Source organism: Ruegeria sp. BF6 (assembly GCF_056538665.1).
On sequence record NZ_JBQFTN010000001.1, the window covers coordinates 343976 to 357683 of the forward strand.

At 57.6% G+C, this 13708-nt stretch carries 12 protein-coding genes and 2 tRNA genes; 3 read left to right on the plus strand and 11 right to left on the minus strand.

Annotated elements, in window-relative coordinates; translation table 11 throughout:
• Window positions 1-15 precede the first annotated feature (15 nt).
• Window positions 16-90, minus strand: a tRNA-Asn gene (locus ACR0IM_RS01730).
• A 351-nt stretch (window positions 91-441) separates the two neighbouring features.
• Between ACR0IM_RS01730 and ACR0IM_RS01735 the strand changes: the two genes are divergently transcribed.
• On the plus strand, window positions 442-1041 hold the full coding sequence (locus tag ACR0IM_RS01735) for a hypothetical protein (protein WP_480640295.1): 600 nt from the start codon (window positions 442-444) through the stop codon (window positions 1039-1041).
• 214 nt (window positions 1042-1255) lie between these two features.
• On the opposite strand, the gene ACR0IM_RS01740 is transcribed toward ACR0IM_RS01735, so the two are convergent.
• Together ACR0IM_RS01740 and ACR0IM_RS01745 are read right to left on the minus strand one after the other, a co-directional pair.
• Window positions 1256-1330 (minus strand) — tRNA-Asn (locus ACR0IM_RS01740).
• A gap of 77 nt (window positions 1331-1407) precedes the next feature.
• On the minus strand, window positions 1408-2322 hold the full coding sequence (locus ACR0IM_RS01745; protein WP_480680639.1) for an MBL fold metallo-hydrolase: 915 nt from the start codon (window positions 2320-2322) through the stop codon (window positions 1408-1410).
• A gap of 44 nt (window positions 2323-2366) precedes the next feature.
• On the opposite strand from ACR0IM_RS01745, the gene ACR0IM_RS01750 reads away from it, so the two are divergent.
• Window positions 2367-3686, plus strand: a complete 1320-nt coding sequence (locus tag ACR0IM_RS01750) for an ATP-binding protein (RefSeq protein WP_480640297.1) — start codon at window positions 2367-2369, stop codon at window positions 3684-3686.
• An 11-nt stretch (window positions 3687-3697) separates the two neighbouring features.
• Here ACR0IM_RS01750 and ACR0IM_RS01755 read toward each other — a convergent pair whose 3' ends face one another.
• The 7 genes from ACR0IM_RS01755 to ACR0IM_RS01785 all read right to left on the minus strand — a co-directional run bounded on the left by ACR0IM_RS01755 (window position 3698) and on the right by ACR0IM_RS01785 (window position 11415).
• Window positions 3698-4624: a 3-hydroxyacyl-CoA dehydrogenase NAD-binding domain-containing protein gene (locus ACR0IM_RS01755; protein WP_480640298.1), complete on the minus strand. Its 927-nt coding sequence runs from the start codon at window positions 4622-4624 to the stop codon at window positions 3698-3700.
• Window positions 4624-5337, minus strand: a complete 714-nt coding sequence (locus tag ACR0IM_RS01760; protein WP_480680640.1) for an SDR family NAD(P)-dependent oxidoreductase — start codon at window positions 5335-5337, stop codon at window positions 4624-4626. Before ACR0IM_RS01760 ends, ACR0IM_RS01755 begins: the two co-directional genes overlap by 1 nt.
• A 26-nt stretch (window positions 5338-5363) precedes the next feature.
• Window positions 5364-6782 carry a gamma-aminobutyraldehyde dehydrogenase gene (locus tag ACR0IM_RS01765; protein ID WP_480680641.1) on the minus strand — a complete coding sequence of 473 codons (1419 nt, stop codon included), beginning with the start codon at window positions 6780-6782 and terminating at the stop codon, window positions 5364-5366.
• A gap of 25 nt (window positions 6783-6807) precedes the next feature.
• Window positions 6808-7599 carry an SDR family NAD(P)-dependent oxidoreductase gene (locus ACR0IM_RS01770; RefSeq protein ID WP_480680642.1) on the minus strand — a complete coding sequence of 264 codons (792 nt, stop codon included), beginning with the start codon at window positions 7597-7599 and terminating at the stop codon, window positions 6808-6810.
• Window positions 7596-9131: a choline-sulfatase gene (gene betC, locus ACR0IM_RS01775; protein ID WP_480680643.1), complete on the minus strand. Its 1536-nt coding sequence runs from the start codon at window positions 9129-9131 to the stop codon at window positions 7596-7598. The genes ACR0IM_RS01770 and betC overlap by 4 nt, the downstream gene beginning before the upstream one ends.
• Window positions 9128-10267 carry an aromatic ring-hydroxylating oxygenase subunit alpha gene (locus ACR0IM_RS01780; protein ID WP_480680644.1) on the minus strand — a complete coding sequence of 380 codons (1140 nt, stop codon included), beginning with the start codon at window positions 10265-10267 and terminating at the stop codon, window positions 9128-9130. Before ACR0IM_RS01780 ends, betC begins: the two co-directional genes overlap by 4 nt.
• Window positions 10268-10398: 131 nt before the next feature.
• On the minus strand, window positions 10399-11415 hold the full coding sequence (locus ACR0IM_RS01785; RefSeq protein ID WP_480680645.1) for a GlxA family transcriptional regulator: 1017 nt from the start codon (window positions 11413-11415) through the stop codon (window positions 10399-10401).
• Window positions 11416-11745: 330 nt separating this feature from the next.
• Between ACR0IM_RS01785 and ACR0IM_RS01790 the strand changes: the two genes are divergently transcribed.
• On the plus strand, window positions 11746-11931 hold the full coding sequence (locus tag ACR0IM_RS01790) for a hypothetical protein (RefSeq protein WP_480640303.1): 186 nt from the start codon (window positions 11746-11748) through the stop codon (window positions 11929-11931).
• 1041 nt (window positions 11932-12972) lie between these two features.
• Here the strand turns inward: ACR0IM_RS01790 and ACR0IM_RS01795 are convergent.
• Window positions 12973-13437 (minus strand): hypothetical protein, encoded by a 465-nt coding sequence (locus ACR0IM_RS01795; protein WP_480680646.1) that lies wholly within the window; start codon window positions 13435-13437, stop codon window positions 12973-12975.
• Window positions 13438-13708 lie beyond the last annotated feature (271 nt).

The following is a 13708-nucleotide window of genomic DNA, read 5'->3' on the forward strand; positions in this document are numbered from 1 at the left end:
AAAAACATGGGGATTTGGCTCCGGCGGTAGGGATCGAACCTACGACCAATTGATTAACAGTCAACTGCTCTACCGCTGAGCTACGCCGGAACGGTTCGCGCCGTATAGCAACCTGTTTATGCGGCGTCCAGAGAGGTCCTCAAGATTTTTTTGGAAAAATCACCTAGTCGAAAATCTGCGACCTTGCAGCCACGTTCGAGATCATATTCGAAGAAAACGTTGATTAGAGTATTGGAATAACTCAACACCCCAGGAGGCTTTGACCGCTTCCTGTCAGGCCAGCAACCGCCTTGGCGCCAAGACACTCTGCATAGGCCTGAAAAACACTCCAGTTGCGTTCATTGTGGTGGGAGGACTTGCAATATAAATACACTAAAGGCTTGCCATTCGCTTAGCATTCCGGCGTCAGGTGTGAATTGCCAAGAAATACTGGAGAACGACTTGAAAACAGCCGAACTTGAAAAACCTGTTTTGACCATGCCTGAAGAGGCCCAACAAGCCCTTCGCGAACATTACGAGGGGGCTTCTGTCATCCTCGAATACGGGTCGGGCGGCTCAACCGTGGTGGCCGGAGAGATGGAGGCAAAAACTGTTTTTAGTGTCGAAAGCGACCGGAGATGGGCCCGCAAAATGCGACGTTGGTTCCAGGAAAACCCACCTAACTCAGGAACTGAGGTCAGTATTTCGTGGGTAAATATCGGCCAAACCAAAAAATGGGGTTTTCCCGCAAACCGTGATAGGGCGGATCTGTATCCAAGGTACCCTTTGTCAATTTGGCAAAGCGAAGGGTTCAAGCACCCTGATGTAGTTCTGGTCGATGGTCGTTTCCGAGTCGGTTGCGCCTTGGCTACAGCATTCAATATTAAACGCCCCGTAACGCTTTTGTTTGACGACTACGGAGATCGTCCGCGAATGCAAGTTGCTGAGGAATTCCTGAATAAACCCGAACTTGTAGGTCGTATGGCGATATTCACAGTAGAACCTCTTCAGGTTCCGGCTGAAAAGTTGATCCATATTATTCGCTTATTATCAATGCCTTAGGTTTTTCAACTCAGGCTTTTTTTCTGAATTTGAATAGGTATTTCCAGTAAACAGGCTATCGTGAAACGCACATGAGTGTCGCCAGTTGATTAGAGTGAACTCATACTCAAAATGCGTAAATCAGAGAAGGTCGGTTTACGGGTTGTTTCTCCAACAAACCCTGCGCAACACATTAGTGTTCTGAGCAAAAAACCGAGTCACCAATTGAGGATATTGGCTCCGGCGGTAGGGATCGAACCTACGACCAATTGATTAACAGTCAACTGCTCTACCGCTGAGCTACGCCGGAACTGACGCGCGTATAACAACCCGGTTTTTCGCCGTCCAGAGGGGAATGTGACGTTTTCCCAAAAAAGTTCCGCGCCCTCAGGATTGTCTGTGAAAACGGGTCGTGGCGGATAACGCTCCATTTGTGGCGACCATTGATTTTCCAAGCAGATCAATCAGATGCGCGAAAACGTTTCTTTCAGCAGCTGGCAACAGCGCGGCCGGAGTTTCCACATAGATGCGCTTGGCCAGATCACGTGCGGTGCCGGGTTGGTCATCAAGTGCCGACAGAATCTGTGTCTCGCGCGTCAGGCGGTGATTGATCAGCCAGTCCAGCCGAGTGGCGGGGTCGGGAATCGGGGCGCCGTGACCGGAGTGAAACACCGACCATTCGCGCGCGCGCAGGCGATGGCAGGCGGCCATGAAATCCGTCAGGTCTCCGTCCGGGGGTGAGACCAGTGAGCTGGCCCAACCCATGACGTGATCGCCGGTGAAACAGACGTTGCCCCAGCCCAAAGCGATGTGGTTGCCCAGGTGCCCGGGGGTGTGAATCACCTCAAGCTGCCAGCCATCGCCGGTGATCTGCGCGCCGTCGGGCAGCTCGACATTCGGGCGGAAAGCGGTGTCGATACCTTCGCCGCCGCCCGCCAACCCGCCTTGGGCCAATTTGGTCATTACCGCGCTGCGACCGGCCTCGGGGCCTCCAAAGGCCAGAACAGGCGCACCGGTGCGCTCTGCCAGTGGGCGCGCCAGCGGAGAGTGGTCCAGATGGCTGTGGGTGACGATGATATGACTGATGCGCTGGCCGGGCTGCAAGGCATCCAGAATCGCCTCCAGATGCGCATTATTGAGCGGCCCGGGGTCTATCACCGCCAGATCGCCGGTTCCCAATAGATAGGTATTGGTCCCGCGATAGGTCATAGGAGACGGATTCGGGGCCAGAATGCGGCGCAAACCCGGTTGCAGTTCAACGGCTGGGCCGGCGGGTGGGTCGAAATCGTCTGGGGCCTGCATTCTGTGCTCTTTCTCTTGTCGTAACAGCCCGTTAGGTTTAGCGCATGTCCGCGCAATGGCTCAAACCCTATATGCCGCGCAGCCTGTATGCCCGTGCTGCGCTGATACTGGTTCTGCCAGTGGTCGTCCTGCTTTTGGTGGTAGGTGTCGCGTTCCTGCAAAAGCATCTTGAAGATGTCACTGCGCAAATGACCCGGGCGGCCTCGCGCGAGGTGATGCTGGTGGTTGATGAGGTGAATGCAACCGAAACGCAGCAACAAGCGTTGGCGGCTGTCCGACCCGATCTGCAGGCGCTGGATATGAAGGCGCGCTTTCTGGACATCAACGAAGAGCCGACAGTTGGGCGACGCCGCTGGTACGATTTCATCGCACCGCAGGTCGAAGCGGATCTGCGCGCCTTGTTGCCGGACCTTGCTGCGGTTGCTTTGCCCAGCGGGCAAGAGGCGCGCGTCTATATGCAAACCGATCTTGGCCAGTTGCAGTTGACCTTTGATCGCCGCCGCCTTTCCCCGGTGGCACCACATCAGCTGATCGTGACGATGCTGTTTTTTGCGATCATCATGACCTCAATTTCGTTCCTCTACATGCGCAATCAATTGCGTCCGATCACCCGTCTGGCCGAGGCCGCGCAGGCCTTTGGCCGGGGTCGGGTGGTGCCTTATTCACCGGGCGGCGCCATCGAAGTGCGCGCAGCGGGCAGTGCCTTTCTGGATATGCGCGCCCGTATCGAACGCCAGATGGAGCAACGCACCATGATGCTGTCAGGGGTGAGTCACGATCTCAGAACCCCGCTGACCCGTCTGAAACTGGGCCTGTCGATGCTGCCCGAGGATGAGGCCGCGCCCTTGCAACAGGATGTCGATGAGATGCAGCTGCTGCTGGACGCTTTCCTCGAGTTTTCGCGTGGAGCGGCAGAAGGATCGCCCGAATCCGTTGATCCCGAAGCCCTGTTGCGACAGATCGTCAAAGATGCGGGGCGGGCGGGGTATGCAGCTGATCTGATCTCGGTCGACGGGGAAGGAACGGCCATGTTGCGCCCTACCGCCATTCGGCGCGCGGTTGAGAACCTTATCGGGAACGCTGTGCGATACGGCAAGCGTGCCGATGTCAGCCTATCGATTTCTCCGAAATCCATACGTATTCGGGTCGAGGATGATGGGCCGGGCATTCCTCCAAGCCAGCGATCCGAGGCGGTGAAACCCTTTTCGCGCCTTGATCCGGCGCGCAATCAGAATCAGGGTACCGGTGTCGGGCTGGGCCTTGCCATCGTGTCGGATATCGCGCGCGCCCATGGCGGCGTGCTGCGCCTGAGCAAAAGCGAACGGCTGGGTGGCCTCTGTGCGGATATCATCATCGGACGTTGACGGCATGGCGGTCACCGCAATCCGGCAACCGATTTTTGCATGGCAACGATCAGGGCGTCCCTTGTCCTGGACAGTTCGGACGGGGACTTGCCCGCCGCTTCGGCCTCGACACCCTGTGTCAGAATGCGGGTGACCTCATCGGTCAGATAGATTTGGCCCAAATCATCCCACCAGCCGTTGAAGGTATCCGTGAAATGGTCGCAGAAGGCCTGTAACCCACCTTCTCCCGCCCCGAGGTTGAACAGCATGGTCGGTCCCATGGCCGCCCATCGCAGACCCGGTCCGGCCCAGACGGCCTTGTCCACGTCCTCGACCGAGGCGACGCCAGACACCACGAGGCTGATCGCCTCGCGCCAGATCGCGGCCTGAAGACGGTTGGCGACATGGCCGGGCACCTCTTTGTGCAGACGGATCGTGGTTTTGCCGACCGCCTGATAGAAGCGCTCAGCCGCATCAACTACACCATCGGCGGTATGCTCGTTGCCCAAAACCTCGACCAGAGGGATTAGATGCGGTGGGTTGAACGGGTGGCCCAGAACGAATCGCGCAGGGTCCTTCCACCCCGGCTGCATCTGGCTGAGTGTCAGCCCCGAGGCAGAGCTGGCGACAATGGCATCGGGGGCCAGAGCAGGTTCAATGTCGGCAAAGGTGGCGTGTTTGATCGGTAGGCGTTCGGGGACGTTTTCCTGCACGAAGGCCGCACCTTCGACCGCTTGGGCCGCGCTGGTGTGAAACGTGATGGCGTCGGGCGTGCCTTGGGTAGCCAACCCAAGCTGAGTCATTGTGGGCCAGGCGGTTTCGATATAGGTCCGCACTTTCCGTTCGACGTCCGGGTCCGTGTCATACATCGCTACTGAGCGCCCCGAGGCAAGAAACAGCGATGCCCAACTGGCACCGATGGTGCCGCCACCCAAACAAGCCGTGTGTGAGAACTCCATCAGAACAGTCCCGGGTTGAGGGGAGAGGCGGCCGTCAGGCCCCCGTCCACTGTGAACAATTGGCCGGTGGCAAATCCGGCTTCGTCCGAGGCCAGCCAGACCGCCATGCTGGCGATGTCCTCGGGCTTGCCGAAGCGGCGCGTGGCGTGGCGGGCCAAAGCATCCTGTCGCGCGGCCTCGGGATGGGTCGCCTGATCAAAACCAGCATCCAGCATTCCCGTTTCGATCCATCCGGGGCAGATCGCGTTGCAGCGTATCCTGGGGCCGTGGTCCACGGCAATCGAACGGGTCAGCCCATGCACAAACGCCTTGGACGCGTTGTACAGCGCCATCGACGGGTCGGCGACCTGGCCTGAAATTGAGCCGATATTTATGATCGACGCACCTTCGGGCATTCGGGGGATGTAGGCGCGGCACATGTTGAACACGCCCCGGCAATTGGTGCCGATCACCACATCCCAATCGGCGTCCGTGCTGTCGGTGACGGACTTTTCAATCTGAACGCCTGCGTTGTTGACTAGGATATCTGTACCGTCTGTCGTGTTGGCCAGTTCTTCGACAGCGGCTGCGTCGGTGACGTCCAACGGATACCAGATCACGCTGTCCGCCAACCCCTCGGGCCTTGGGCCACGTCCGCAGGTCGTGACGGCCGCACCTTCGCGCAGGAAGGCTTCGACAATCCCGCGCCCAATGCCCTGGCGGCCACCGGTCACCAGTGCTCTTTTCCCAGCCAGCCGCATCAGTGCGCCACCATCACATGCCGCACGGATGTATAGGCATCCAGCGCATAAACCGACATGTCGCATCCGGTTCCCGAGCCCTTCATCGCGGCCCAAGGCATTTCCGCTGCTGGCATCCCGTGCGTGTTCACCCAGGTCATGCCATAGCGCAGCTGGGCGGTCATTTTCATCGCTGTCGACACATTCTTGGTCCAGACCGAAGAGGCCAGACCATAGCGCCCGGCATTGGCGATCCGCAGGGCGTCCTCTGCTTCGGAGAAGCGCGACAGAGTGACGACGGGGCCAAAGACTTCGCTGCACGCGATCTCGGCGTCATTGTCGACATTGGCGACAACGGTCGGCTGGTAGAAAAATCCGGGGCCGTCTGCGGCCTGTCCACCGACCGCTATCTCGCAATTGCAGCGGGCGCGGTCAACGAACGCCGCAACGCGGTCCCTTTGGGCGGCCGATACGATGGGGCCCATTTCGGTGCCGTCGGCCTTGGGGGCGCCGATCCTGATCTGGCTGACCTGATCCGAGACGGCGGCGACAAGCTTGTCGTAAACCCTGTCCTGCACCATCACACGGCAGGGTTGGGCACAGTCCTGACCCGCATTGAAGAACGAGCCATAACGGATCGTTTCCGCCACCGCGTCGATATCGGCATCGTCGAACACGATGACCGGGGCTTTGCCTCCAAGCTCCAGATGCACATGGCGGATCTGGTTCGAGGCCGCCCGCATCGCCGCCATTCCGGTGGCGGGCGAGCCGGTGATCGAAATGCCCTCGATCTGCGGATCGTTGATCAGCTTGTCCCCGACCGACGACCCCCGGCCATGCACAACATTCAGCACACCTTTGGGCAGCACATCGGCCAGCAGTTCGGCCAGCCGAAACGTTGCCAGAGGGGTAATCTCGGAGGGCTTCATGACGATGGTGCAGCCCGCGGCCAGTGGGGCCGCGATTTTCCACGCGGCCATCATCAGCGGATAGTTCCACGGCGCGATTGAGGCGACAGGACCAATCGGATCCTTGCGGATCATTGAGGTATGGACCGCCGCATATTCCCCGGCCACCGATCCGGTCATGGTGCGCGCGGCACCGGCCATGAACCGAAACGTGTCGATGGTCAGCGGCATTTCCTCGTCCCGGGCCATCGGCCAGGGCTTGCCGACATCCAGCGTTTCCAGCTCGGCCAGTTCCTCGATGTTCTCTTCAATCACATCAGCAATCGCGTTGAGATACCCGGCCCGTTCAGAGGGAGTGCTTAGGCGATAGGTTTCAAATGCCTCGTGCGCCGCACGTGTTGCAGCCTCAACCTGTTCCGGCGTGGCTTCGGGCACCTGCGCGACGGTTTCTCCGGTCGTCGGATCCAAAACCGGGAAGGGGTCGCGATTGCCGGTGACCATCTCTCCGTTGATCAGCATTTTTGTCCGCATGTCTTCCCCCATCGGCCCAGATTTCTCATAGCTTCATCTGCTGAACCTGCGCGCTCAGCCCGCCGTCCAAAACCCATAGCTGGCCGCTGGCGTAACGGGCTTCGTCAGAGGCCAACCAGTTGACTAAGTTCGCTATGTCTTCCGGCGTTCCATACGTGCGCATTGGATGCACATCGCGCACGGCTTGCTGCAATTGATCGATGGTATTGCCACCGCCACCCGAACCGTCGCCGGTAAAAAAGCTCTGCAACATGGGGGTATCGACATAGCCGGGGCAGATGGCGTTCACGCGAATACCTTCGGGGCCGTGATCGCAGGCCATCGCTTTGGTCAGCGCATGAACAGCCCCCTTGGTCGCGCAATAGGCGGCAAGGCCGGGGTCCGCGATAAAGCCGTCATAGCTGCCGAAATTGATGATCGATGCCGTGCCGCCCTTAGCAGCCTTCCGCATCAACGGCAGCGCGTGTTTCGAAGTCAGGAACGTGCCGGTGACATTGACCGCAAAGGACAGGTTCCATTCTTCTAGTGTTGTTTCCTCAATCGTCTTCTCAATCTCGATCCCTGCTGCGTTGACCAGAATGTCCAATTGGCCCGCGTCCTGTGCGACCTGCTCCATAGCCGCAATAGCATCCGCTTCCAGTGTCACATCAAGTTTGACAAAGATGCTGCCGTCGTCGTCATGCGCGGCCAGAGACCCTTCAGGCGTCAGGTCAGCGGCATAGACCCGTGCCCCTTCGCGCAGAAACCGGGCGACGATAGCGCGGCCGATTCCACCGCGCCCGCCGGTGACCAGAGCGGTTTTGCCTTTCAGCATCATTCCTTGGCCTCCTTCAAAGGCGGGTAGCGATAGCGTGTCGCCGCAACCGTCCAGTCCATGTGGTTGCGTACGTAATCTTGCGAGGCGTCGCGTGGCGGGTTGTAGTCCCAGCTCTCAACCGGGTTGGCTTCCATAGCCGCATGCAGGGCGCGGCGGGATTTTTGTGTGGCAATCACATCCGCCCGCAGCTTCTCGCTATCCCAACGCTGTGAGACGCGCGCCGCGAATTGCGCCACTTGGTCGGCGTAATCCGGGTCTCGCGCCCGGTTCACTTTTTCCAGCGGATCAATGGCCAGATCATAGAGTTGCGGAGGGTCAGGGTCGCAATGGATATATTTCAATGGCCCGCTGCGGATCATGAATACCGGGTAGGGGGTCATCTCGGCGCAGTACTCGCCAATGGCTTCATCGATTGAGTCAGCCTCTCCGCGCGCCAACGGCATCAGGGAGCGACCGTCCACGGGCTCGCCGAGCGCAGCGTCGCTGCCTCCGGCGATTTCCACGAAGGTCGGCAGCATGTCGATCAGAGAACAGGCGTTCGATGCGGTGCCCTGCGCGACACCCGGACCGGCCATGATCAGCGGCACGCGGGCAGAGTGTTCGAAAAAGTTCATCTTGTACCACAGCCCACGCTCGCCCAGCATGTCGCCGTGGTCGGCAGTGACGATGACGATGGTGTTGTCCAGCTCTCCGATATCGCTCAGCGTCTTCACCATCGCGCCCAGCTTGCTGTCGAAATAGCTGACATTGGCCAGATAGGCGCGACGGGCGCGGCGGATTTCCTCTTCGGTCAGAGGGACATAACTTGCTTCGATCCCGTCCATTACCCGGCGCGAAAACGGGTCCTGTTCTTCGGGCGTCAGGGTGAATTCCGGCAACGGTACGTCGTCGTCTGAATAGAAGTTCCACCATTCCGGTTTGGCCACGTATGGATCATGCGGGTGGATGAAACTGGCGACCAGACAGAATGGCGATTCATCTCCGACGGCCCGGTCGCGCCCGCGATCGATCAACCAGCGGCGGGCGGCAAATTCGACCTCATCATCGTAATCGGTCTGGAAGGTGGCGATGGCCTCACCGCTTTCCTTGACCGTTTGCATGTTGTGATACCACTTGTCGATACGCTCGTCCGGGGCTTCCCAATCCGGAGTCCAGGCAAAATCCGAGGGATAGATGTCGGTGGTCACCCGGTCCTGAAACCCGTGTTTCTGATCCGGGCCGATGAAATGCATCTTGCCTGACAAGCAGGTGCGATAGCCCAGGGCCTGAAGGTAATGCGCGAAGGTGGGGACCGAGGCGCGGAACTCGCAGGCATTGTCATAGGCCGCGATCCGGCTGATCAATTGTCCCGACATGAAGGCAAAGCGCGACGGTGCACAGAGCGGAGAATTGCAATAGGCGGCGTCGAACCGCATCCCGCGCGCGGCCAGTGCATCCATGTGGGGCGTTTTCACCGTCGGATGACCGTAAGTACCGCAGAAATGCGGTGCCAGTTGGTCGGCCATGACCACAACGATATTCGGTTGTGTCACGGTGCAGCCTGCGCGTAGGCGTCCAGTACCAGCCCGTGAAAGTGATGCACCGCGTGCTCTGATTTTCCCGATCCGTTCGGGTCATGCACAATGCGGCCTTGTGTAAATGCAGGTGTGCTCATGCCGCGCTGTACGCTTTCGACGATGTCGATATCCTCGCGTTGCAGAACCTCGTCGAGGTAGCGGATAGCCTCCAACTCCATCTCATCGGGTTCCGGGGTTTCAAGAAAAAAGTCGTAGGTTTCCAGTGTACGATCAGGTCCAATCGGGATGATGTTCAGCACGATCATCGACGACCGTCCCGGATAGCGCATCAGGCATGTTGTGGGCCACAACCACCAGACTGCATGGGTACGCACGGTCGCGTTCGAAACGTCATAGGCTGTGTTTGCGCCTTTGCCTGCCTCGGCCATATGGCTGGAGTAGATGCCGTAGGTGGTCACCTTGTAGGTGTCCATGTCGACCAGATCGCAGAAGTCCTTATGCGCGGTCGGACAGTGATAGCATTCAAGGAAGTTATCGACGACGTTCTTCCAGTTCGACTTGATGTCATAGGTCAGTCGGTGGCCGAAGGTCAGGTTCTCGATATCCGGGGCCCAGTGCCGGATTTCGGTTTCCAAATTGCCCGAGACCTCGCGCAACGGCCGCGCGGTGGGGTCGAGGTTGACATAGATGAAGCCCGCAAACTCCTCGACCTGCACCTGATCCAGGCAGATGTCCTTGGTATTGAAGTTGGTCAGGCTCTCGGTTTCGGGCGCGCGCACCAACTGACCGTCCAGCTTGTAAACCCACGCGTGGTAGGGGCACATTATGCGGGTTGTTTCACCCTCACCAGACAACAGATGATGGGCGCGGTGTTTGCAGACGTTGTAGAAGGCGCGCAGCGTGCCTTCGCGGTCGCGCACCACGGCAACGGGGCGGTTTGCGATTTCAGCCGTCACATAGGACCCGGGCGCACGGAGCTTTTCGACATGGCAAACCCATTGCCATGTCTTGGCCAGGATTTCGTTCAGGTCCACCTGATGCCAGGCTGGGTCTACATAGGCCTCGGCATTCAGGGATTGGGTGTTGAACGGGTCGGGGCTGAACCCGTCGGATATCCGGTCGAATTGCTCTTTGGACGGCAGCGCGCTCATTTTTGGGCTCCACGTAACGCGTCCGGGTTTGGCCCGGAGGGTTGGCTTGCTAAAGCTATGTTCCTCTAAACCGCGCAGGTAAGCTTAACTTTTTACGCCATCTAGTTAACTATTTACGCCACACGGTTGGTTCAGGTTTTGGGCTTCCGGTGCATTGGCCAAGCGCGGTATTCGAACGGAATACGACCTTCGGTCCGGTCCTGACTGGGCGATAGACCGAAGCGATCCTTGTAAGAGCGGCTGAAATGGACCTGGCTGGCAAAGCCTGACGCCATAGCGACCTGAGCAATCGGCAACTCGGTCTGCGTCACCAACCCACGCGCCCGGTCCAGCCGGATGTCGCGGTAATACAGGGCCGGTGTCTTCTTGATATAGGTGGCGAACAGCCGGTCGAGTTGGCGATGCGAGACAGCGGATTTTTCGCAAATTTCGGGTATCGGCAGGGGGTCTTCCAGATGCGACTCCATCACCTGAATGGCGGTCTTCAGGGTGGCTGGAACCTGCGCCCCCAGCGGCTCGCTGCCTTCGGGCTGCTGCATGGCGGCTGGGCCTCGGAGGCGGTCATGGAAGATATACCGCGCGGCGGCATTGGCCTGCGCGCTGCCATGGATTCCCTGAACAATCTGCAGCGCGAAATCTACCGAAGCTCTACCACCACAGCAGGTAATCCGGTTGCCATCCAGCGCATAGAGGTTTTCGACCACTTCAATGTCTGGGTAAAGCTCCTGAAAGGCGTCGATATGTTCGTAATGGACCGTCGCGCGTCGCCCGTTCAGTAACCCAGCCTGCGCCAGAACAAAGGCCCCCGTGTCTAACGCGCCCAACGTGGTGCCAGACCGCGCCCATTGGCGCAAAACGCTACCGAGTTTGTCAGTCAGATGCTTTTCAGGGTTCCAACTGGTCGAGATAATGGCAATGTCGGGTGCGGCAGGGTCGAGATCGCGCAGCGCTTGCGTATCAATCCCAGCCCCATTGCTGGAAACACAAATCCCTCCGGTTTCCGATACGAATTCCCATCTGAAATAAGAGCGACCGTCCAGGTAATTGGCGGCGCGGAACGGATCAATAAATCCCATTGTGGCCGACATATTGAAGCTGGGGGCGACGAAGACAACAAGACGGGTCGCGGGCTGGTTTTTTCCTACCATGTCGATGTGACCTCACACTCAGCCTCGGGGATGCAGAAGAAAACGAATCCGGAAACGAAGCAAGGTGAGAAGTAGGTGTTTGGATGGACTGGCCGAAAGCAACGGATCGACATTGTTCGGAACAAGTCGGCTGGTGAGATGACTATCAGACCAAGTGGCTAAGCTCTTGTAGGTGACGGGCCGGGGCTGAAGCGCCAGAAAATGCAGGCAACGTGTGAACCTTGTAATAACGTAAGGCCAAGTAGGTGCCGGGAAGAAAAAACATATTTTTAACATATTGCTAGCTATCAAAGGATCAACGTGAGATTTATTGCGGTAGGGGGGAGTAAGATGAGTGTTGCTTTTGCGGTTTTGTTGAAAATAGTCGCGCTTGGTTTAATCGGCGCATCGACGTTCCTCTCCTTCATCGCTGGCGTTCTTCATGAGCAGAAGCGGTCCGATTCAAGTCCAACGACGGCAGGACTGCTGGCATTGCTCGCAGCTTTATCTGCGTACCTCATCCTGATTTTGGTTTGACGTTCCCTAGGCGGCAGCGCGTGCCGCTTGGCTTTCTTCTATCCAGAAGCGTGAGGCCGCAACCTGAGGAAAGGTCAGATTCCGTAGCCAAAACTAAAAAGGGGGCTGTTTGCGCGGAATGGTCTGAGCACCAAGAACTGCCGGTGCCATTTCCACCGCCGGGGCAGCTTGAACCGGAATCGGGTAAAAACAATCGGATTCTCGGAGCATTTATCTTCAACTCCATTGGAAATCACAGCGGGGTTCTGAGAAGATTGTGCGCATTTTTAATTTAGATCATTGCGGTTTTGGTACGCCCGTAGGGACTGCGAGCAGGTCAAAAAGAAATATAAAAACAAGGGGTTTTGGCGAGCATTAGGTAACTAGAACTTTCGGCGTGGGGTAATTGTTTTCACCATTTGAGCCTCGACATGCACTTGCCAAGGCTTGATGCGATGGCTCTCCGCTCCGCTTCCTCTATGTAGAGCTTGGTTTTGTCGTTGCCCAACTCTTGGCCCTGCAACGCGTCGATTTCATAGCTGGGTGCACCCAAGTGAGGCAGGATGGACGATGGGCCCGTTCTGACGCCGCGGAGCTAACCTTGCACCTTTGCCTCATTGAACCATCAGCCTGCCTCTCAGGCGTGGCGTCGATGTCGTTGTTGTTGACGATTGCCGCGCCGATCAGGTCGATCAGAACCGCGCGAGAATGATCGGGACCAATACTAGCGGGATCCCCGGCGAGAAGCTCAACGAGATCGCGCCATGCTTCCTTGGTAAGGTGCTGGCTCGTGCATTCGTTCTGGCACCAACGAGCCGCCTTAGTGATTGTTCGAACCGCCGCATTCTGAGCAAATTTTGTCGTGTCATTGACTGTCAGCACGATTGGCTCCTTTGCTAACGAACCTTCACGCGTGGCTGCTGTTACAACTTCGGCTGCCTTATCAGCGGTTTCGAATACTCCGAGATGGACCTGCTTTTGACGTCCTTTGTTGTACTGATAGACATACGCGCGGCACTGTTCGCTCGGAGTCTCGGATACACCAGTCAGTACGTCTTTGCCTCAAATTGCAGTTGCGTCTAACAGCCGGTCATCTGAGTTTTCTTTTGTGGTCGCCCAACGCAGGTGTTTCGGGTTCACGCGCAACCTGTTGTGAAAAACTACTGGCTCGTGTGCTGTGATGTGATCGGGCGATAGTGAGTTTCCTGATGTCATGATCAGAACCACTCTGTGAGCCGTGGTTCCCTCACCTGTGTTTTTGATGTGTCCGTAGCCATTGAGAAAGGTTGCGAACGGCCACTCGACACAATGGTCGACGTCCTGCCGAGCTGCCCATTCACAGAACTCAATCCTGCTGATGGGCAGTAGCTGTCCGAGGCTGTTATCGGGAGGTTTCATTCGTTCGTCTCCTTCAGTGTCACAGGGGGAAAGACTCATGGAAGAAACACCCATTGCAAGACAAAATATAAAAAGTTTTTCATTGAAGAGATGTTGAGAAGAAAAGAAATAGACAACTTTCGATGTCATTGGGACACCGAGGTTGGCAGTATTTCCGATGCATCCTCGGAAAAGTCGGCCAAATTTGCCAGAGAATAACTTGCAAGAATGAGTGACGCGGTCGGGAAGGTTGCCAGAGTCGCTCCCCTTGAAAAGGGTGCATTTAGCGACTGGCCGTCACGCCGCCATTCGCTGCGTTTGCAGCATCTACCATCATCGATTGCAGCTTTGCACAAAGCAGGCTTTGCAAACTTCGGTCCGCGGAACGTTTTCGACTATAATTTGCCGTCAGTATGCCGCG

Coding starts and splice junctions, on each gene's coding strand:
- ACR0IM_RS01745 (WP_480680639.1), bottom strand. CDS start 2,322: ATGCAGGCCCCAGACGATTTCGACCCACCCGCCGGCCCAGCCGTTGAA.
- ACR0IM_RS01750 (WP_480640297.1), top strand. CDS start 2,367: ATGTCCGCGCAATGGCTCAAACCCTATATGCCGCGCAGCCTGTATGCC.
- ACR0IM_RS01755 (WP_480640298.1), bottom strand. CDS start 4,624: ATGGAGTTCTCACACACGGCTTGTTTGGGTGGCGGCACCATCGGTGCC.
- ACR0IM_RS01765 (WP_480680641.1), bottom strand. CDS start 6,782: ATGCGGACAAAAATGCTGATCAACGGAGAGATGGTCACCGGCAATCGC.
- ACR0IM_RS01770 (WP_480680642.1), bottom strand. CDS start 7,599: ATGATGCTGAAAGGCAAAACCGCTCTGGTCACCGGCGGGCGCGGTGGA.
- ACR0IM_RS01780 (WP_480680644.1), bottom strand. CDS start 10,267: ATGAGCGCGCTGCCGTCCAAAGAGCAATTCGACCGGATATCCGACGGG.
- ACR0IM_RS01785 (WP_480680645.1), bottom strand. CDS start 11,415: ATGGTAGGAAAAAACCAGCCCGCGACCCGTCTTGTTGTCTTCGTCGCC.
- ACR0IM_RS01790 (WP_480640303.1), top strand. CDS start 11,746: ATGAGTGTTGCTTTTGCGGTTTTGTTGAAAATAGTCGCGCTTGGTTTA.
- ACR0IM_RS01795 (WP_480680646.1), bottom strand. CDS start 13,437: ATGACATCGAAAGTTGTCTATTTCTTTTCTTCTCAACATCTCTTCAAT.